Below are 18,534 nucleotides of genomic sequence, written 5' to 3'. Positions count from 1 at the left end.
CGGCTTTCGCCTTGCTTACTGGCGCGTTACATCAGGCGCACAACTGCGATTGAAAGAAATAACGCCACCAGGCCAAAAGCGATGCCATATCCTGTAGCGTATTGAAGAATATCAAGGCTGTTGCCATTCCGGCGCTTTGCCAGGACCCCACCCCAAACCGCGCCAACCAAGGCCCCCGCGATTGCAATCATCTTACATCCTCTGATTTGGTTCTTCTGCAGTGCAGTCCGCTTCAGGCGCGCATACCCGCAAACTGATAGCCGCGCACTTGAAGCCGTTTAGGAAACTCTCACGAACTAGATTCGCTTTTTTTGGCGACGGGATTGCCCAGCTGTTTCTCAAGCTGTGCTCGAGCATTTCTTAAGCGTTTTCGCGCTGCTTCGCTTTCAACCTCGTTGTTCGCAGCGGCAGCAAGTCGGTTGTCAGAAAGCGGGTCCGTTGGGCGCCCGTCAACCAATACTTCATAATGAAGATTGGGGCCGGTCGCGGTGCCGCTCGACCCGACACGGCCAACCATCTCGCCAGCCTCCACGCGCTGACCTTTGGCCAGACCATCGGCGGTTGCGCTAAGATGCGTATATCGCGTGACCGTGTCCGATCCATGAGCGATTTCCACCACACGCCCATACCCCCCGCGCCAACCTACATAAGACACGCGACCCGGGGCCGTCGCATGTACCGGAGTACCACGTGCGGCAGCAAAATCGACACCGGTGTGCATCCGCACATTGCCGTAGACCGGATGTTTCCGCCGACCAAAGACTGAACTCAGGCGCGCGCCTTCGACGGGTTGGGCAAAGACGCGAAGAAGTTCACCATCAACATAGATCGTGGCGCGACCGTTGTCGTCGTCTGGCCATGCTATTTCGTAAAGCCGATCATCAACTTCCAGCGCCGCAAAAATGAGCTCGGACTGGCCCACCCTCTCGCCATCGATGCTCTTTTCGCGCCAGAGAAGCCGAAGCGTTTCGCCACCGGTCAGATCGCGTCGAAAATCCACTGTGCCGCTCAGCATCTGAGCGAGATCCACCGCAAAACGAACCGGGATCTTTGCGCTGCTCAGAGCATTTGAGATCGAAGTTTCGATCTCTGTTTTGCGGGCCAGAATGACAGTGTCGGGTTCTGGCGAGACCACGCGCGTGGACAATGTCTCGCTAAGTGTCACTTCAATTCTCACGCCATCTTCCACGGCGAGCTCCACACTCCGCAGTTGATCCGCTGCCGTTGCAACGACTGTTATCGAGTGACCCGGCCGCAAGCGCCGCAAGTCGTATTCAGCGCCAAGTGCAAGTGCGATTTCAGCGCGATCGGTTGCGTCAATCCCCGCGTCAGACAGCATACTGTCGAGTGTGTCACCCACCGCAAGCTCGCGCGTCCATGTTCGTGAAGGTGGTTCAACAGGAGGCAAAGGTTCCTCTGCCTGAATGGGTTCCGGCTGAACAGGTCGAAACGAAACGGGGCTTGGAGCGAGTTCTGTTGATGGTACGTTCAGCAACGGAGCCGATGTGATCTGCGGTTCCGCAGGAAGTTTGGGCACCTGAAAGACCGTGGGCGCAGGCACCGTCATTTCAGACCTGTTCGAGGCAATGAACATGATCGCAGCAATCGAGACGCTGCTGATCGCGATCGCCGAGGTTGCTAGAAACCGTGCGCTCATGATGTTGTATCCGCTCCACTTTTCAAAGCGCGGCGGATCTTGGGTACAGCAAACTCTCTCTGCTCATGATAGTCGATGGTGCTGACAAATTCGCCTGTGGGGTTAAACAGAAAAACACTTGCGGTGTGGTTCATTGTGTAGTCGCCATCTTCCATAGGAACTTTTTCATAAGTGGCGCGAAAGTCGTCTGCGGCTTGCGCGATTTGGTCCGAAACGCCGACCCAACCGCGAATAGCTGGATGAAAGTAGCTGACATAATCGGTCATGGCATCGACCGTGTCCCTTTCAGGGTCTACGGTTATGAACACGACGTTCAATTCGTCCGCGTCATTGCCCAGATCATCCAGCCAGAGGGAAATATCCGAAAGAGTCGTCGGGCAAACATCCGGGCAGTAGGTAAAGCCGAAGAACACCATTGTTGCACGTCCGACCAGCGATTGCGGGGTGACGGGGGTCCCTTCGTGATCAACCATGCGAAAGTTCATGCCCGACAACGCAAGGGGACGAAGGCGATCTGATTGAGCCGCTCCCGGCCCATCCACTTGCCACCATCCGACAAAGAGTGTCAGGCCGATTGCGCCAATTCCAGCAGCCCCAAATGTGAGAACACGTCGCCGCTGCATCAGTTCTCTGGGCCTCGTGCAGCAATACCGAATATCGGTATGTTGACGGTCTTTTCTGCTCCATCGGCAAAGATCAGGGTCAGCGCAAAACTCTCGCCTTCAGTCATCGGGCGTTGCAGCCGCATAAGCATTGCATGCAGCCCGCCGGGCTCAAGCGCGACGGAACCACCGGGCGCAATTTCCAGCTCGCCAGCTGGTGCCATGGAACTAACGCCCTCTGCATTGGTCGATGTCTGGTGGATCTCGGGCATCATCGCAAGATCGGTGCGGATAGAGGTCAGTGTGACGACCTCATCACTGGTGTTGCGGATCGTCATGTACGCGGCACCCGGCCGGTTGGTGCCGATAGAGGCCCGCGACCAGGCATCTTCAACGACAACATCGTCGCCCCCTGCCAGTACCGGTGCCGATAGAATGGCAGTGGTGCCGAATGCGGCAAGCACACCTGCCAGAAGTGTATTTTTTGTAGTGAGTCTCATAGTACCTCTCGCTACTGCTCAGCTTTGCAGTGCTGCAACTTCTGCAGCGACCAGACGTCTCAATTCAGCCTCACCAAACGGATCCAGAGATTTGCCATTGACGAAGAATGTCGGAGTTTGCCGTATACCGACTGCTTCGACATCAGCGCGATCCTGATTAAGAACACCGACTGTCTGGGGCGCGAGCATTTGTGCCTGCGCTGCATCGGCATCCAGTCCCGCCGCTGCTGCAATTCGAATAATAAGACCAGGCTCAGGCGCACCATGCGCGGCCCATTTGGGCTGCTCTCGCAGCACGGCTTCCAGGACCGGTTCAAAGACCCCCTGCATGCGTGCCGCTTCAAGCACGCGGATCGCCTCCTCTGAGCCTTCGCCATGGAAAGGGGTGTACCGGATCACAACGCGCACGGCGTCTCCATGCTGTGCCATGATGTCCTTCACGACCGGATGAAAGGCACGGCAGGCTTCACAAGCCGGATCGAAAAATTCGACAATTGTAACCGGTGCGTCTTTAGGGCCGAGAACAGGCGAGTAAGAACGGATAAGTGTTTCAGCGATTTCGGGTGCGACAGGCTCGGTGTTGCCTGAAGCAGCCGGGCGGTTCACGTACCAGGAGGCGGCTCCAAAACCAGCGCCACCAAATGCGAGAACGGACAAAATCAGGCCTCGTCTGTTCATACTTGTTTCTCCTTGAGTGAAAGGGCGCACAGAACGCCGATTAGCGCGAATGAAACGAGCGCCATCAGCGGAATCGGGACGCCCAAAACAGTTTGATTTGCGTCCGTGCAGGACGGACCGCTAGCTGAGCATGGTTGGATTTTTTCGGGGATCAGACCGGCATACAGGCCCATGTGCCACAAGGCGACAGCAGCGCCCCCCAATGCCAGTGCTATCCCGTAACGGCCCACGTTCTGGTCCTGCCACCACAGGCCAAGCCCCAGTACGATCGCCAATGGGAACATGAACGCGCGCTGGAACCAGCACAGCACACAGGGCGTCTGCCCCAGGATCTCTCCAATGAACAGAACAGAAAGAGAAGCAACCAGGGCAATCGCCCAGGCCAGGCCGAGAAGTGTATCTTTGGAAAACCAGGACATGGTGCTCAGAGTCTCTGTTTCAGATCCGCAAGAATTTCTTCGGGAGGCGTGCCATATGACCAGGACTGAACGAATCCAGCGTCCTCATTGAACAGAAACAGATGAGAGGTATGCCCCATCGTGTATCCGTCCGGTGCAGCGGCTTGTTCGATCCGTTCGTAGAATATCGGAAAAGTCTTGGACGTTTGCGCTATCTGTTCTGACGTGCCTGTAAGTCCAATGATCCCCGCATCGAAAAGTGGTACATACTCGGCCAAGACGGCCGGAGTGTCGCGTTCGGGGTCAATTGAAATGAAGATGGGTTGCACTTGGTTTGATTGGGTTCCCAGGCCTTCCTGCACTGCTGCCACCTCGGACAGTGTTGTAGGGCAAACGTCCGGGCAGTTGGTGAACCCAAAAAACACCAACATCCACTTGCCCGCAAAGTCGTTCTGAGTACGGACAACACCAGAGTGATCTGTCAGTTCGAACCTGGCCTCGAACGGGACAGAACCTTCTTCGGTCCGCACGGATCTGTTATCTGACCACAACATCAGATAGGCAAATGCCGCCGTTGCGACACCAGCCAGCACCCATAAGATTTTCTGAAATACAGTCAGTTTCAAAGTTAGCCGTCCGCCTGCGATTCTTGGTTCAGAACGGCGTGTACACCCTCTACCTGCTAGAGGTTCAAAGGTGATTTCGAGCCTGCGGCTGGGTGTCACAGGTCCACCGGCTGGAAGGTGCTATTGTGCGGTGCTGACCTGAACCTACATAAGCTGTAACTTTGCAAGGAGACCCAGATGCTGACGATCGGAACGCTTGGAAAAAAGACCGGAACCAAGGTTCAGACGATCCGCTACTACGAGCAGATCGGACTTATGCCGGAACCGGGGCGCACCGAAGGTGGCCAGCGGCGTTATGGCCATACCGAATTGGATCGCCTGGCTTTTATCCGTCACGCCCGCCAACTGGGGTTTTCGCTTGAGGCGATACGCGAACTGCTTGATTTGTCCGACGATCCGGATCGCCCCTGTCATGAAGCCGACAGTATCGCGCGCCGGCAACTCAAACAGATTGAGCAAAGAATGGCGCGGCTGGAAGCGTTGCGGACCGAGCTGGAGCGCATGGTGCATGAATGCAGTGGCGGCAACACCTCGGATTGTCGTGTACTCGAAGTTCTGCGCGATCATTCCGAATGTCTTACTGATCACGAAGAAATCGGCGCGTAACCCTGGGCAGCGTCGTTGCGAACTGGAATTAGCCCCTTGAAGCTATAGTCACTGTAGCAATTACAAGTCTTTCTGAGTTGATTCGACGAGAGACCAAATGCTGAACCGAGACCCGTTGCTAACCGCCACACCTCTGCTTGATTTTGAAACACCCGCAATTTTGGGACTCATAACGGAACGGCGCTGGCCCGATCTGCCTGTCTTGGATCGAATTGGCGCTATTTATGATTTCGTGCGTAACGAGATTGCCTTTGGTTACAACCGTGCAGACGATATCCCGGCATCAGAGGTACTCGCCAATGGCTATGGGCAATGCAATACCAAGGGCACTCTTCTGATGGCACTGTTTCGCGGCAGCGGTATCCGATGCCGTTTGCATGGCTTTACGATCCACAAAGAGTTGCAGAGGGGTGTGGTTCCCGAGCTTTTCTATCCGATGGCGCCGACGGAGATTGTGCATTCATGGGTTGAAGTCGAAGCAGAGGGTACGTGGCTAAAGCTGGAAGGCTTTATTCTGGATGAGCTTTTCTTACGCGTGTTGCAGCAGACATTTCCCAAAACAGAAAGCCTGTGTGGGTATGGTGTGGGGACGGATTGCCTGAGCGATCCCCAGGTCGAATGGGAAGGCCGTGACACATACATTCAAAGAAACGGCATCGTGCAGGATTTTGGGGACTTTGACTCACCTGACTCCTTTTATGTCCGTCACAGGCAGAACTTTGGCTTTTTTCGTGAACTGATGTACCGAGTCGTCGTGAGGCATTGGATGAACGCACGTGTAAGAGCACTACGCACTGGCAGGCTGGTGGCAAATGTTTCGGCAACACATTCCCATGGCAACTCCGGTGAATCCGTTTGAACGCTAGATTGGCACCAAGAATTTTCCTCAACGCAGGCGATTTTCAATCTAGCAAGCTTGAGGCCTTAACAAACCAGCGCGAGGGCGTGTGTAGCAGGCTACACCGGCCCGGTTTCAAGCGAAGCATCCAACCTTCAACCGCGATGGAAGAAAAGGAAAGACACGAGCCTTTTCTTTAGAGAATTGGGAAATTCCGGCTTAGTTGAACCGTTTTTGCAAGGCCATATTCAGCGCCTCTGACAATAAAACCAGAACAATGATTGCCAACGTCACGGTCGCAGCCTTTTCATACTGAAACGACCGTACATAGGTTTGCACATACAACCCAATGCCACCTGCACCGACAATGCCCAGTATCAGGCTTTCGCGCAGATTTAGCTCAAACCGAAATACGGTATCGCGCATGATCACAGGCGCCATCTGCGGCCAGATTGCCCAACGCAACTGTTGAATTCTGTTGGCCCCTGCGCTTTCAAGCGCCGCCACAGGAGCGGTGGCAACATTGTCGATGGCTTCTGCATAGAACTTTGCCAACATGCCGGTCGCGTGAAATGTGATTGCCAGTATACCGGGAAGCGGACCCAACCCAACAGCGCCCACCATTAGCATAGCGACCAGGATCAGCGGGATCGACCGGATAACCGCAAGCAAGGCACGGACGGGACGCCAGATCGCTGGTGGTACCATAGTTTCAGAGGCCAAAACGGCCAGTCCCACCGACAGGATCACGGCGAACAATGTTCCCAGAATGGCGATCCTCAGAGTCTCCGCCAGCCCGGTCAGAACCTCGCGCCAAACGGACAGGTCAGGTGGGATCATACGCCCCAAAAACTCTGCCAGACGGGGTCCCGCGCCTGGCAGCTTGCCCAATCCCATATCTCCGCTGGTCAGCGACCACAGGATCGCCAGCACCAGCATGACCCAAATGACGGATCGACCCATCAACTGACTACACGCAGCCCCGATGTGACACCGGCACCGTGATACAGTTCATCGATGTCCCCGCTGGTCAACTGAGCCGACGGTTTGTCGAACAATACCACGCCATCTCGCAGGCCTATGATGCGCTCAGCAAAGCGGCGTGACAGGTCGGGCTGATGCGAGCTGAAAATGACGCCGATTTCGCGGCTACGTGCAGAGCTGGTGATCAGGCTCAGAATGCGTTCTGCGTGAGCAGGGTCCAAATTGCTGACGGGCTCATCCGCAAGGATCAACTCGGGTTCTTGTGCCAGACATCTGGCAATCGCAACGCGCTGCCGTTGTCCACCCGACAACTGATCGGCACGGCGGCTTGCCAGATCGGACAGCCCCGTATCCTGAAGCGCCCGTGTCACGCACATATGGTCCTCTTCCCGGAACCGCCCCCAGAGTGAGGACCAGATATTCATCCGGCCCATCCGACCGTTCATCACATTCTGATAGACACTCTGCCGATCAACCAATGCGAATTCCTGGAAGACAAAGCCGATATTGGCACGGTCCTCGCGGGATGGAATTCCTGTTGCCAAAAGTGACTTGCCCAGCACCTGGGCCTCGCCCTGCCAACCGCTCGAACGACCATCCAACAACGCCAGCAACGTTGATTTGCCCGCACCCGAAGGACCGAGTAGCGCGACACTTTCACCCGGCTGCACCGACAGTGAAACATCTGCAAGAGCTGCCGCACTGGCAAAGTGCTGCGATACCGCGTTGAGTGAAATCACAGGGTTCATTTCAGAAACCCATACCGCCGCGCAGTCTCGCGTACGCCTTCGTAAACCGATGGATCAGCAGGGAGATAGCCGTCCGGGCCATAGAGGTAGGTGAGCAGGTGACGGTTCTCACTCTCGTTGAGGCGCAGCATGGTTTCAATGAACTTCGCCTGCAGCCCAGCGTCCAGGTCAGGGCGGGCGATGATTGCGTGGCTGGGAATTTGTTCTGATTCCGCCAGCACCTTGACCTCGGCCTGCTGATCCGGTGTCAGATAGAGATCGGCATACTGGCTTGCGCCTGCCGCATCGACCAGTCCGTTGGCCATGGCCTGCATCGCTTGCTGATAACCACCGGCAAAGAACTTCTGCCCGAAAAAACTGTCAGCATCGCCTGTGCCCGAGAACAGCCCGGCGCGCACAAACAGATCAAGCGGATAGATGTAACCGGATTCCGAGACCGGATCGGAAAAGGCAATGTCACGTCCCCGGAGATCGGCCAGCGTTTCGATACCGCTGTCACGTCGCACGAAGACGCGGCCCGAATAGCTGGGTTGCCCGCGATAAACCTCGGACAAGAGCGGTACGGCACCGATCTGGTCCTCGGCCAACACAAAGGGCAACGCTCCCATGAACGAGATATCGGCATCACCGTTGCGCAGCGCCTCGACGGCGGCTGCGTGGTCAAACGTCACAAACCCCGTGACCGGAACACCCATCTGCTCGGAAAGCCAGCCTGTGATGATGTTGATATCACCCAACAGCTTTTCGGGGTTCTCCTGCGGGATGAAGGCCAGCTTCAGCCCCTGATCAGTTGCGGCCATTACGGGCAGGGCTACAGATGCGGCTGCAGCGACCAGAAAATTGCGGCGCGACAGCATCAGAACATCCTCTCGTCAATTTCGGCCTGCATGGCCTTGAACAGCTCCCATTGGCGGGTGGCTTCGGTCCAGTTTCCTTCGGCGCTGGCATCGCCAACCGCTCGCAGGATGGCAGCGAATTCGTAGATTTCGGGCTTGGCGTTCTGATTGACCATGACACTGGCATCCGTCGCCAGATCAGGAGCTACCGTGTCGATCAGAACCGCTATGTTTTCAGCATCCTGCATAGGCAGCAGGGTATCGAGCGTGCTGGCGAATGTTGTCAGTTCTTCCCAGGACAAGCGGAATACGCTGTCACGGCCTTCGAATACTTGATAGGGGTCTTCACCGTCGCCAACGGCTTCGACATAGGCAGTCAGGTCTGCGCGCTGTGCTTCGTCCAACCCCAAATTCTTGGTGTCATTGAACCAGTCAACAACGCTGGCCAGCGTCGGCAGCGATCCGTCATGCATGTAAGGTGCAGTGAAATTGACGTTGAGCAGTGTCGGGGTTTCGAACGCCGTAGCCGTGCCCCCGGGGAATGGTGGTTCAGCGCTGCCCATGTCGTAGGTCAGACCATCGCGGAACTGACGGTCAGGCGTGTGACACGAAGCGCAGGATTTGTCACCAAGTCCGGCAAATTTGGTGTTGAACAGCACCTCTCCGCGCTTGGCGTCGTCCGAAGCCAGATCGGTCAGCTTGCCGTACCGGTCGATCTTTGGGTTGGGAAGGAAGTCGAACTGTTTGACATAGGCTTCCAGCGCATCCAGCTGGAACGGCGTTGGTTCCTTTCCCGCGAACTCGGTCACAATCACATTTCGGATGAACCGGCGCAGGCTTGGTTCGCGCCCGTCGCGGCCATAAGGTGCGGTAAAGCGGATGCCACGCATGGAAGGCGTGTCCAAGTGATCATCGGTCCGGTCATTGAACATTGGATTGAAGAACGAACCGTCCACATCCATCCCACCTGGATGGGATGAAAGGCCCGGAATGAAGAAATCCCGGTTCACGTCGGAGCGGTTGTGGCAGGTCGAGCAGGCGATGCCCAACTCGCGCGCCGGGCCGCCGAAGATTTCAGGGCTGTCGAACAGCATATCTCCATAGGCCACCAGCGGTAGATTGGCCTCATCCTCACCCGCCTCTTCAAACTGAAGAACCAGCCGCGGCAGCTGCGCCTGATCTCCGATGTTCGACCCTGGCGGCAGCGTGGCGGGCATTGTGATTTGTTCGCCTGAAAGAACTACTGTTTCAGGCAGCGGTGTTAACTTGTCGCGTTGGGCATACTCGGATGGCAGATAGTTGGCACGAATATAGGCAACAATAGTGGCCTGAGCTTCTGCAAATTGGTCGACATCCACTGTTTGTGCGCCATTGCCCAGTACTCCTGCGCTGCCAAGGGTGGAGTTCAGAACCAACCATGCCCGGCCCAGATCGCGAGACGCCGACGTGTCTGCAGCCTTGATACCATCCTCGAATGCGCGGAACAGAGCAGCCGCTTGCGCGACCTCGCGTGCCGCTTCAGGCTGACCCAGCGCGGTCTTTGCGACATCCAAATGGCGCAGAATTCCCTCAGCAATGGCAGTTGTGCTTGCTTCAAACAGCGCCTGCCGATCTTCGGCTTTCATAGCTTGGTTGATCGCAATCGCTTCGTTGCCGGAGACGCGTGACAAGGGAGCGACCTGAATGTCACTGCCAGGTGCGGGCGAAGTCCAACTCCTCTCAATTTCATCCCAGGGAACCGGGGTTAGATTTCCCATGAACAAGGTCAGTCGATACGCGGCAGCGCGCGGAGCCCAAGGAGATTCTTCAATCGCCGTGGCATCCGCGATCACGGGCAATGCGCAAAGTAGTGTGGACGCTATCAGGTGTTTCATAGCACTGTCTATCAAAGTTAGCCTTGTCTAATTTAATGATGAAGGCATGCTCATTGTCAAGCTCGGCTTTCAGGTGCATACACTGGAGACTAGACCAGCGACGTAATCGTGAGCCGATGACCGAAACAAAACCGGTAAATTCAGATCGTAGCATTGATACCCAGGCGAGTGGGTTTGAGGCTGTGCGACAGGCCCACCAAAGCGAAATGGTTGAAGACTACGTTGAACTTATCGCGGAGCTGATCCATCAGAATGGCACGGCGCGCCCGGTCGAAATAGCCGAGCGATTGGGCGTGACCCAACCTACGGTTTCCAAGAATTTGGCTCGTTTGAAACGAGAGGGTTTCATTGAGCAAATACCCTACCGCTCACTTCAGCTGACCGATGCCGGGCGTCAATTGGCGGAAGCTTGTAGAAGGCGTCACCGGATTGTCGTGGAGTTCCTGATCGCCTTGGGCGTTTCACCAGAAGTGGCAGAGCATGACGCTGAAGGTATTGAGCATCATGTAAGCGAAGAAACTCTTGCAGTGTTTGAACGGTTCGTTGGGCGGGCCGATGAAGCAAAGTAGAAACAAAAAGAGCCTCAAATATGGTTGCGAAATTTGGTAGATCTAATTTCACATAGACAGAGATTGTCCTAAGTTGCAGCTAGACAGTGACGCTATCTGAGGGTGGGTGGCCCGGCGCGAAACTACGTGGGTACCTGAAAATCGATACAGGTGCAGACGTAGTGAACGAGTCCTTAGAACAAGAATCCAATTCGGTAGATGATCTGGCTCACTTAGTAATCGGCGTCAAGATTTCCAGCGGCAAAAAACCTGACTACAGCAGCGATCTCCGTACTGAATAGGCGAAAACTGAAAGATTGCTTAAGAATAACATATGTCGAAATCATAGAGTTACTCATTGCACTTCTGACGAGGTGGCCACAACTGATCACTTTGTTTTCGGTTCCTGTCCTAGCGAGATCCAATATACCTTTGTTCAACTGGCCTTTAGTGATATTTTTTTGAAAAAATCAAAATGAGCCGAGCAGTTCCAATGAAAAGACGTCTGTTTCTCTCTGGCTTCATAGCCGCCTTTTTGTCCGGCTGTGCAAGCAAGTTCCGTACTTACAATGGGCCGGTTGTGACTCGGCTTCGGCTATACAAAGCGCAGCGCCTACTTATCCTCGATGGTAGTGAGCGTGTCTTGCGGGCTTTTCCAATTGGACTCGGATTTGCCCCCGAAGGTCACAAGCAATTCGAAGGAGACGGGCGAACACCTGAAGGCTCCTATGTAATTGACCGTCGCAATCCCGAGAGCCTTTTCCATCTTTCAATCGGAATCTCTTATCCGAACGAGGCGGATTCTGCGTTTGCCCGAGCTCGGGGTCGTTCTCCGGGCGGTGATATTTTTATCCATGGCGGCCCTCGCCCTGGAATTGATCCCACGAACAAGCGTGACTGGACTGCAGGGTGCGTCGCTGTCACAGATCAGGAGATTGAAGAGATCTACGCTATGGTCAAAGACGGGACGCCAATCGAAATCTACTCATAGAGGGACAGGTTCCGAATAGACAACGATTGCGGATTTGCCTTAGCGCTACGTTGATGGGGGCAGAAGCTATTACTAGAGCTTTCACGGCCAACGCCACACTCGCTGTTTCGACGAACGGATAAACGGATATAGGTCTGGATTGAGAACCCAATCCCACCAGCGCCGAGCATCGGTGGGATGACATGCTTATGGGCAAGCAAATTGATGACAGGACGAATGAACACCGCCGACGAGTCCAATAAAGGACGTTATTTGTATCCTTTTCCGACATCAACTCGCGTAATTCTGCCGTCGCCAGACCGCAAGTCTCATGCTCCAACAGGTGAGAAGTAGGACATGAGGTGTCCCATCACCGATCTGCAGCTTTCCGGTGCGCAGACGCGCCGTAGTAACCATCGCGTTCAGATGACAGGGTTCTGAGAAGACGTTTATTTGATCTCGCGATGGATAGTTGCCTTCGAGCGTTTCAACACATGTGCCATCTCTCGAACAGGGACCTTCGCATGCCTCCAGCGCTCAATCCTACGCCGTTTCTAAATGCCGAGTTGCGAATACACTGCGCCTGTGCCATTTTCTCCTCATTAGATAACCCATTGGTTTCTAACAGAAGTCGCACTTGGAAATAGCACACACCCCCTGCTTCAAACCAAAAACGCAGAAGCGAAATTATGTGAAACTTGCCCCTGCTCACAATTTTGCAAATCAAGCGGTGCACGTGGGCCGAACTCAGAGATGCCTGATCCACACGCATTGATCCCGGTTGGGCCCAAGTTCTTCGAGGATCCTTTCAGCATCCAGATTGAAGTCTTTGGCAATTTCCTGGACCTGAACCGCCTGAAAGCTATCCAAGTTCCGCACCGTTCGACCATCTTCAAAGGTGATCAACTCGTGTGATCTTCCAGACCAACGCACGATCCCGCCGCAAAGGGTCTGTCCTTCAACATCCGCAAGTTCGGCGACCGGGTCGGCAAAGAAATCGGTCCATTTAAGAATACCTGTGCTGACAGCTCTCGCCACTGCTTGTTCCGTTGTCCGGCACTTGAGTTTTGTGACGATCGAAGACGTCAAAGCATGCACCATTCTGGAGGAGAGCCCCGTCTGGCCAGCAACTACGGATGGGATCAATCCTGATGCGAGCATCTTCAGAACATCCATCTCCTGATCGGACAACGCATCCGTAGGAAAGTTGAAAACCGTATCAATCACATCGAGCGCGAGTAGATGCAGGACCTGCGCTTCGTGGCGAAGGGCAGGGAGCATACTCCCGACCAAGGCGTCCCAGTCGGAACGGCGCAGGTTGGAGGTAACCGTAAAGACGCCACGCTCCCCAAACGGATTGATAACCGGAATGGATAGTCCGTGCTGACCCACACCAAATTTTCTCGCTGCATCGAATAGCGGTGCGTGTTCACGCTGATCATCAAACACAGCCCAATCAATCGGGGCAATCATTGCGGCGCCAAATCGAATAAGGGGATCAATCAGAACCAGGTCGTTGTCGACGTAATGCCTGACCCATTCGGCCGGGAACGTGGTGCAACCGTGGACAACGTTGTGATGCTTGTCGATATGGGCGTAGGACGCATTCTCCAGCTCAAACCTGGAACAAATTTCCTGAAGGCGCGCCTCCCCGGTCTGTCTGAAATCCAGTTCAGAATTGCCAATGTCCGCGATTTTCATAGACCGTCTTCCTGTTCCGCGTTGCCGTCGAGGCCGATTAGCAACCTAAAGCTGAACAAACCACTCGGGATTTCCCGTAGCCAATCACAGATTTGAATACGCTTCTGTTCTGGAGGCGGAAACAGAGCAAAAACCTGCCGATGAGACACATGAATTGGAGAAGCTGGCAGCGCGCAACCCGACACGGTTAAATCCGCTTCTTGGGGTCTTGCGGAAACCCGTCTTCCTCCTCCCGGGCTCTTCGTGCCAACAAACCCATGAAACTGGAAATCAGGTTCAACTCCCCGCGCTCATCTGCGCGCACCATACCGCGAAGGTATCCGCCCGGATTAACCACGGGCGGCAGGCGCGGATCACTCAGCCTCGCGTCTATGATCAACCCGGCCAGGATTGCACCCATCACGGTCAAACGGTCAATCGCCGTATGCCATGCGGAGGCATTGGCGCCGATCTCCGACAATCGCGCCGAAACGCCGGTCTCAATCGCGTAGAGCGACGGGCTGGAATTCTGATCTCCGCCACCGGCGATATCGATATGCATACGCAGCTCGGGTGAGGCCAGTTCATATAGGATGCGGTTATTCACCTGCGGTAGTTTTTGGGCCTTGCTTGATGCCGTATCTGTCGGATGATTGCTTTCTAAGCAATGCGGAGGGCCGTAAGGCCCGGAGCCAGAACAATCTGGTTCCGAGGCTTCAGCCGAGGGCATTGTAACTTCGCCATCGGCGTTACAAGACAGAATTTCTTCTTCAATTTGGTCTTGTATATGGCACCCGAAACAGGCTTCGGGTTCACCCGAAAATTCACCGGGTTTTTTAACATATATTTCGATCCGCTTCCAAAGATCGTGAGCTGCCTGAACATGTGATCTGAGCCCATCCAGCGACATGTATTTCAGCTTGTCGGCACGCGGCCAGGATCGAAGTTCCCCCATCATGTCTTCCAGGCCTTCAGGACTGCAGGGGAGCGAGGCAAACACTGCCAAGCTGTGTTTCACATGTCGGTAAAGCCGTGATCGATCCCCGCGCAGCTCGTCATGTTCTTTCTTCTCGGCTTTGCTTTGCTCGTCTGCGTCGCGCATCTCTGAAATGAGGTTTAGGGCAGGGGTCAGAAAGAGGCCGAGCCCCTTGCGCTTACAACGCGCCCCATTTGCACCAAGCCTGCGTTCGAGCAGGCCAATCATTTCCAGTTCTCGTTCGTGATTGTGGATTGTCCGATCTGTCACGCCTCGACCGGCAATGAGGGTTTCCTGGCGCGCGTAGCAAAAGGGTTCCTGAGACGGGTCTCGAAAAGCACATGGCGTAATCATATCGATGATGATCTCTAAGGTGCGAATACAATGGGCTGATGCGCCTCTGATCTGCGCATATCCCACGCAGAGCTGCCGAAACCTGTCTCGATTCCAACCCTCGGGAAGGCCGTTGTGGAAGCGTATATTTTCGTGGTGATGGACGGATGCGATCTGCCGAAAGCTCATCGTATTGGCTTCCCTTGGCAAAGGTCAGTATTGGCATCGCAGCTTAGCGGGGCAGGGTGTTCGGTATGGTTAAGGGGTCTCATAGTCTGCTTCTCTTTGGGGAAGCAAGGCAGGTTGAACCTCAGCAAATAAACACAGAAAAACCGTTCGCACAGATGCGTTTGTCCTTGTCAGTAATTTTGGAGTTTCCTATAAATCAGGTGATCAAACGTGACTTAAGAAGATCCCCGCTGAGGCCCCGCCTTGCGGGGGTTTTTGTTTCTGGGATTAAGTTTTTCCTCCGGGCCAATCGGCCTGGTTTAAAAATGCAGCTGGCGATTTTTGGTGGCATAGCCAGGAGCAACGCGTTGTACCGCAGGTCAGCACCTCAATATCGGATGAGTTCGTAGTCGCTGAACCCGAATGTGTCGGTCCACTCGACGCCAACGCCGCGGAAGTAGCTGGGAGGTTCACAGCGATTGCCCAGTGGCAGCCAGTAAGGGATTGGGGCAGGAGCGCGCTCGGACCAGCGAAAATTCGTATTATCGTCGTAGGTGCCAACCACAAGATCAAGCGAACGCTCGCAATCTCCCTCCCTTGAACGACGGCGATAGCTGTAGTGGCGCACATCCCAAACCCTGATGGATCTCACAACGTCGAAATCGGAAGAAGAAAGATCGACGCTGATCGGGGTGGCTTGGAAACCGTCACCGTATTGGCCGTGATGTGCATCGATCCTTCCTATCGAGATCGCTGCGTCTACCAGTATTGGCTTAGCGGTGTCATCCGATGGAAGCTCTGGAACTGGGCTAGCACTGGTGCGCTTGATGGCTTCCAACCGTTCCATAGGACCCAAGTCCGAGGGGCTGTGTGACGTATTCATCGGACAGCGCCAGAGTTGAAGCGGCGGTTCGACCGGGTAGGGTGTGATGCGCCGAATGAACTCCGCCTTGGCTGCGACGCAATCAGCCGAACTTGGCCAACCCCCGGCGAGGCAAAGGAATATGGCACAGTCAATTGGATAGGCACGAGCCTGCGTGGCTGGCAGTGCAGCGAGTGCAACTGCAAGGGCCTTCGCGCGAGTTCGATTTCCGGATTTTGAGTGTTTCAAGATGGTCTCTCCTGCTTGCGAATCGCCTAAGCAATATCCGGCCAATATATTTCTGACAATCCAATATCGTATATTGGCGGGTTTTCTTATATTGACGTAGATTGTGTTTTAGTCCACAACTTTTGGATGTAGAAGACGGCCCATAGGGGGTCGTCATGGCGGACAACAAGAGACAATACACTGTGGTAACCATCGAGATGGTCCGGGGCCTGAAAGAGGATCAGGTTCCCTTTACATGCCGCTACGAATTTATCGGACTCGCTTCCCTTGGACGACCTAAGTACCACTGCATTTACAGCTCGCCGAACTATGTCGGGGCCTTGTGCAAGTCGAAGATCTCTCGAGCGGGCGCTGAGCCCAGAGAGTTCGATCTTTGGCCGGGCCTCTTCAAGCATCATCAGGAATTTGGTGATGGGCGCATTCTCTGCGTCAAATCAGACTATACGATCGAGTCGATTACCCCAGAGGGTCTCGAAGCAGCTCAGGCCCTGGACGCGAAATCCAAAACCTGATCGGTCACGTTCGAGAACCCGGCTCATCAAAATGCTGGGGCAGGGCGCATGAAACGGCTCTTGTTTCTCAGCGCTACACTCGCGTCTTTGTTTTTTGTTGCGGTCTGGATTGAACCATCAAAACAAACAATAACCCTGAGCGCATCCGAGGTGATTGCCGTTGATGGTGACACCATCGACCACGGTGATGACCGCTACCGCCTCATCGGTTTCGACACTCCTGAGACCTTCCGCGCACAATGTGAGGCCGAGAGAGCTTTGGGTCTGAAAGCCAAAGACCGCCTGACGGAGATCATTCAGACCAGTGGGCAGATAGAATTGGTTATCCAACCAGACCTGGACGTGCATGACCGTTTCCTCGCGGTCGGACGTTCAGGTGGTCAGGAGATAGGGAAAACTCTGATATCCGAAGGTCTCGCGCGACCCTATTCGGGCGGCAAACGCGGGTCCTGGTGCGGCTAGACGAAAGGACTGAGCGACGACTTGCAGAAAATGGAACAAAACCACCGAGCAGTGAGCGGTCCTGTCGATTGCGCCAACAACCGACAGGACAAGAAACGCCCCAAATCCATCCGGGCATTCCTCAAACATCAAGAGAGAACTGTACTATGGTAAAAACAGTAACCCTAGATGCCGATCTTAGATCGGACAGCACCGCGCCAGAGTCAATGGGTGCGACCCTGGACAACGTGCCTGCACCTCCGACCGCTTAGCGCTGTCTGACGATTTGGGCGAGCGGGACATCCGAACGTTTCAGCTAGGCCATCCGACTAAGAGATCCGAACCAGACATTGGTTTTTTGCGGCGCCTCTGAAGGTTCCGTGTTGTGTCCCGGCACCCTTTTCCCACGGCCCAGATGACCTGATGTCGAACCCCATAATAGTAATTATGTAAAAACTACTGACCTAATTTGGAGGACAAATTAGTGACCAGCTCCATCAAAAGCTTCACCGAAAACAGATGTCGGATCAACGCCGTTTGGCCGTTGTTGGCATTCTTGACGGCGACTTTGGGAACGGATGCCAGTGCACAGGTCATCGAATACGAACCGGACGGCAGCGTGTATCTGAACGGTGCGCGGGCAGAAATCGTTAATGGCATCGTCTGTCCAATCCGGATGCGCGAGTACACTCTCGATGAAAAACCGGAAGCTCCGAAGGCCAAGCCACAGAAAAAGATCGAGATTGCGGGCAAGGCACCGCGGCCTCGCAGATCCTCGGGCGGCTGGTCGCAGGAGCGGATCGTTAAAGAAATCCACGCAGCGGCGGAACGCCATGACATTCCGGCAGAGTTGTTCATGGCGCTGGTCTGGCAGGAAAGCCGGTATCAGGCTGATGCTCTGTCGCCCAAGGGTGCCTATGGCTTCGCACAGCTCATGCCCGGAACGGCGAAAGACCTGGGCGTGAACCCAAAGAACCCTGCAGAAAACCTCGACGGTGGTGCCCGCTATTTGGCGGCGCAGTACCGCGAGTTCGGAACCTGGAAGCTGGCGCTTGCCGCCTACAACGCCGGGCCTCACCGCGTCGTCGAATACGGCGGCGTCCCCCCCTTCACCGAAACCCGCAACTACGTGCGGATCATCCTAAGCAAAGTGAGCACTTCCTCATGAAAAGAACCCACTTCATCCAACAGACCGCGTTCTTCGCGCTGGCAATGATTATCGTCAGTGCAGCTCCCGCCTCCGCTGGCTGGCTGCAAGATGCCATTGGCGATTTTATCAACGAAACGCTGGCCGACTCCAAGGTTGTTGGCGTCAGCCTTGCCGCTGTCGGCTTCATCTGGGGCTGTCTTGCCTATGTGTTCGGTTGGGGCTCGCTGAAGGGTCCAGTGGTCGCGATTGTTGTGGGTGCCGTCATTGGCCTTGCCGATACATTCATCGGAGCCTGAT

General features: G+C 55.0%; 22 protein-coding genes and 1 pseudogene. 8 read left to right on the top strand and 15 right to left on the bottom strand.

What is annotated here, in order from left to right:
- Positions 1-26 precede the first annotated feature (26 nt).
- The 7 genes from ACR0CA_RS17310 to ACR0CA_RS17280 all read right to left on the bottom strand — a co-directional run bounded on the left by ACR0CA_RS17310 (position 27) and on the right by ACR0CA_RS17280 (position 4,425).
- On the bottom strand, positions 27-191 hold the full coding sequence (locus ACR0CA_RS17310; RefSeq protein WP_170602105.1) for a hypothetical protein: 165 nt from the start codon (positions 189-191) through the stop codon (positions 27-29).
- Positions 192-289: 98 nt separating this feature from the next.
- Positions 290-1,657 carry a M23 family metallopeptidase gene (locus ACR0CA_RS17305; protein ID WP_152460745.1) on the bottom strand — a complete coding sequence of 456 codons (1,368 nt, stop codon included), beginning with the start codon at positions 1,655-1,657 and terminating at the stop codon, positions 290-292.
- Positions 1,654-2,280 (bottom strand): SCO family protein, encoded by a 627-nt coding sequence (locus ACR0CA_RS17300; RefSeq protein ID WP_050605688.1) that lies wholly within the window; start codon positions 2,278-2,280, stop codon positions 1,654-1,656. The genes ACR0CA_RS17305 and ACR0CA_RS17300 overlap by 4 nt, the downstream gene beginning before the upstream one ends.
- Complete coding sequence (locus ACR0CA_RS17295) at positions 2,280-2,759, bottom strand: copper chaperone PCu(A)C (RefSeq protein ID WP_152460744.1); 480 nt, start codon at positions 2,757-2,759, stop codon at positions 2,280-2,282. The genes ACR0CA_RS17300 and ACR0CA_RS17295 overlap by 1 nt, the downstream gene beginning before the upstream one ends.
- Positions 2,760-2,777: 18 nt before the next feature.
- The gene (locus tag ACR0CA_RS17290) at positions 2,778-3,437 is read right to left on the bottom strand and encodes a DsbA family protein (protein ID WP_050605686.1); all 660 of its coding nucleotides are present in this window, start codon (positions 3,435-3,437) and stop codon (positions 2,778-2,780) included.
- Positions 3,434-3,856, bottom strand: a complete 423-nt coding sequence (locus ACR0CA_RS17285) for a disulfide bond formation protein B (protein ID WP_152460743.1) — start codon at positions 3,854-3,856, stop codon at positions 3,434-3,436. Before ACR0CA_RS17285 ends, ACR0CA_RS17290 begins: the two co-directional genes overlap by 4 nt.
- Before the next feature lie 5 nt (positions 3,857-3,861).
- Positions 3,862-4,425 carry an SCO family protein gene (locus ACR0CA_RS17280; RefSeq protein ID WP_152460846.1) on the bottom strand — a complete coding sequence of 188 codons (564 nt, stop codon included), beginning with the start codon at positions 4,423-4,425 and terminating at the stop codon, positions 3,862-3,864.
- A 213-nt stretch (positions 4,426-4,638) separates the two neighbouring features.
- On the opposite strand from ACR0CA_RS17280, the gene ACR0CA_RS17275 reads away from it, so the two are divergent.
- Entirely contained in the window at positions 4,639-5,067 is a 429-nt protein-coding gene (locus tag ACR0CA_RS17275; protein ID WP_152460742.1) for a MerR family transcriptional regulator, read from the top strand.
- Between the two features lie 97 nt (positions 5,068-5,164).
- Positions 5,165-5,926 (top strand): transglutaminase-like domain-containing protein, encoded by a 762-nt coding sequence (locus ACR0CA_RS17270; RefSeq protein WP_152460741.1) that lies wholly within the window; start codon positions 5,165-5,167, stop codon positions 5,924-5,926.
- A gap of 198 nt (positions 5,927-6,124) precedes the next feature.
- On the opposite strand, the gene phnE is transcribed toward ACR0CA_RS17270, so the two are convergent.
- The 4 genes from phnE to ACR0CA_RS17250 are packed head-to-tail and all read right to left on the bottom strand — an operon-like array spanning position 6,125 to position 10,348.
- The gene (phnE, locus tag ACR0CA_RS17265; RefSeq protein ID WP_152460740.1) at positions 6,125-6,868 is read right to left on the bottom strand and encodes a phosphonate ABC transporter, permease protein PhnE; all 744 of its coding nucleotides are present in this window, start codon (positions 6,866-6,868) and stop codon (positions 6,125-6,127) included.
- Positions 6,868-7,638: a phosphonate ABC transporter ATP-binding protein gene (locus tag ACR0CA_RS17260; RefSeq protein WP_152460739.1), complete on the bottom strand. Its 771-nt coding sequence runs from the start codon at positions 7,636-7,638 to the stop codon at positions 6,868-6,870. The genes phnE and ACR0CA_RS17260 overlap by 1 nt, the downstream gene beginning before the upstream one ends.
- Positions 7,635-8,495 (bottom strand): phosphate/phosphite/phosphonate ABC transporter substrate-binding protein, encoded by an 861-nt coding sequence (locus ACR0CA_RS17255; RefSeq protein WP_152460738.1) that lies wholly within the window; start codon positions 8,493-8,495, stop codon positions 7,635-7,637. The genes ACR0CA_RS17260 and ACR0CA_RS17255 overlap by 4 nt, the downstream gene beginning before the upstream one ends.
- Positions 8,495-10,348 (bottom strand): cytochrome c peroxidase, encoded by a 1,854-nt coding sequence (locus tag ACR0CA_RS17250; protein ID WP_152460737.1) that lies wholly within the window; start codon positions 10,346-10,348, stop codon positions 8,495-8,497. The genes ACR0CA_RS17255 and ACR0CA_RS17250 overlap by 1 nt, the downstream gene beginning before the upstream one ends.
- A gap of 116 nt (positions 10,349-10,464) precedes the next feature.
- On the opposite strand from ACR0CA_RS17250, the gene mntR reads away from it, so the two are divergent.
- Together mntR and ACR0CA_RS17240 are read left to right on the top strand one after the other, a co-directional pair.
- Positions 10,465-10,917 (top strand): manganese-binding transcriptional regulator MntR, encoded by a 453-nt coding sequence (gene mntR / locus ACR0CA_RS17245; RefSeq protein WP_152460736.1) that lies wholly within the window; start codon positions 10,465-10,467, stop codon positions 10,915-10,917.
- 454 nt (positions 10,918-11,371) lie between these two features.
- Entirely contained in the window at positions 11,372-11,887 is a 516-nt protein-coding gene (locus ACR0CA_RS17240; protein WP_253746770.1) for a L,D-transpeptidase family protein, read from the top strand.
- Between the two features lie 352 nt (positions 11,888-12,239).
- Here ACR0CA_RS17240 and ACR0CA_RS17235 read toward each other — a convergent pair.
- The 4 genes and pseudogenes from ACR0CA_RS17235 to ACR0CA_RS17220 all read right to left on the bottom strand — a co-directional run.
- Positions 12,240-12,408: pseudogene (locus tag ACR0CA_RS17235) on the bottom strand (helix-turn-helix domain-containing protein); the annotation flags it as partial.
- A 205-nt stretch (positions 12,409-12,613) separates the two neighbouring features.
- Positions 12,614-13,567 carry a helix-turn-helix transcriptional regulator gene (locus tag ACR0CA_RS17230; protein ID WP_152460691.1) on the bottom strand — a complete coding sequence of 318 codons (954 nt, stop codon included), beginning with the start codon at positions 13,565-13,567 and terminating at the stop codon, positions 12,614-12,616.
- Positions 13,568-13,754: 187 nt separating this feature from the next.
- Complete coding sequence (locus ACR0CA_RS17225) at positions 13,755-15,044, bottom strand: helix-turn-helix domain-containing protein (protein WP_152460690.1); 1,290 nt, start codon at positions 15,042-15,044, stop codon at positions 13,755-13,757.
- A 367-nt stretch (positions 15,045-15,411) separates the two neighbouring features.
- Entirely contained in the window at positions 15,412-15,870 is a 459-nt protein-coding gene (locus ACR0CA_RS17220; RefSeq protein WP_170624892.1) for a hypothetical protein, read from the bottom strand.
- 419 nt (positions 15,871-16,289) lie between these two features.
- Here ACR0CA_RS17220 and ACR0CA_RS17215 point away from each other — a divergent pair, with 419 nt between their 5' ends.
- From ACR0CA_RS17215 to ACR0CA_RS17200, 4 genes are all read left to right on the top strand, one after another.
- A complete protein-coding gene (locus ACR0CA_RS17215; protein ID WP_142638830.1) occupies positions 16,290-16,646 on the top strand; it encodes a hypothetical protein in 357 nt (118 codons plus the stop codon).
- Between the two features lie 48 nt (positions 16,647-16,694).
- The gene (locus ACR0CA_RS17210; RefSeq protein ID WP_170602109.1) at positions 16,695-17,108 is read left to right on the top strand and encodes a thermonuclease family protein; all 414 of its coding nucleotides are present in this window, start codon (positions 16,695-16,697) and stop codon (positions 17,106-17,108) included.
- A 463-nt stretch (positions 17,109-17,571) separates the two neighbouring features.
- Complete coding sequence (locus ACR0CA_RS17205) at positions 17,572-18,255, top strand: lytic transglycosylase domain-containing protein (RefSeq protein WP_367396996.1); 684 nt, start codon at positions 17,572-17,574, stop codon at positions 18,253-18,255.
- Positions 18,252-18,533 carry a hypothetical protein gene (locus ACR0CA_RS17200; RefSeq protein WP_170474368.1) on the top strand — a complete coding sequence of 94 codons (282 nt, stop codon included), beginning with the start codon at positions 18,252-18,254 and terminating at the stop codon, positions 18,531-18,533. Before ACR0CA_RS17205 ends, ACR0CA_RS17200 begins: the two co-directional genes overlap by 4 nt.
- Position 18,534: the final 1 nt, after the last annotated feature.

It is taken from the genome of Ruegeria sp. F12 (assembly GCF_056533885.1).
The sequence above is the reverse complement of the archived record's forward strand: the minus strand, read 5'-3'. Positions and strand labels throughout refer to the sequence as shown.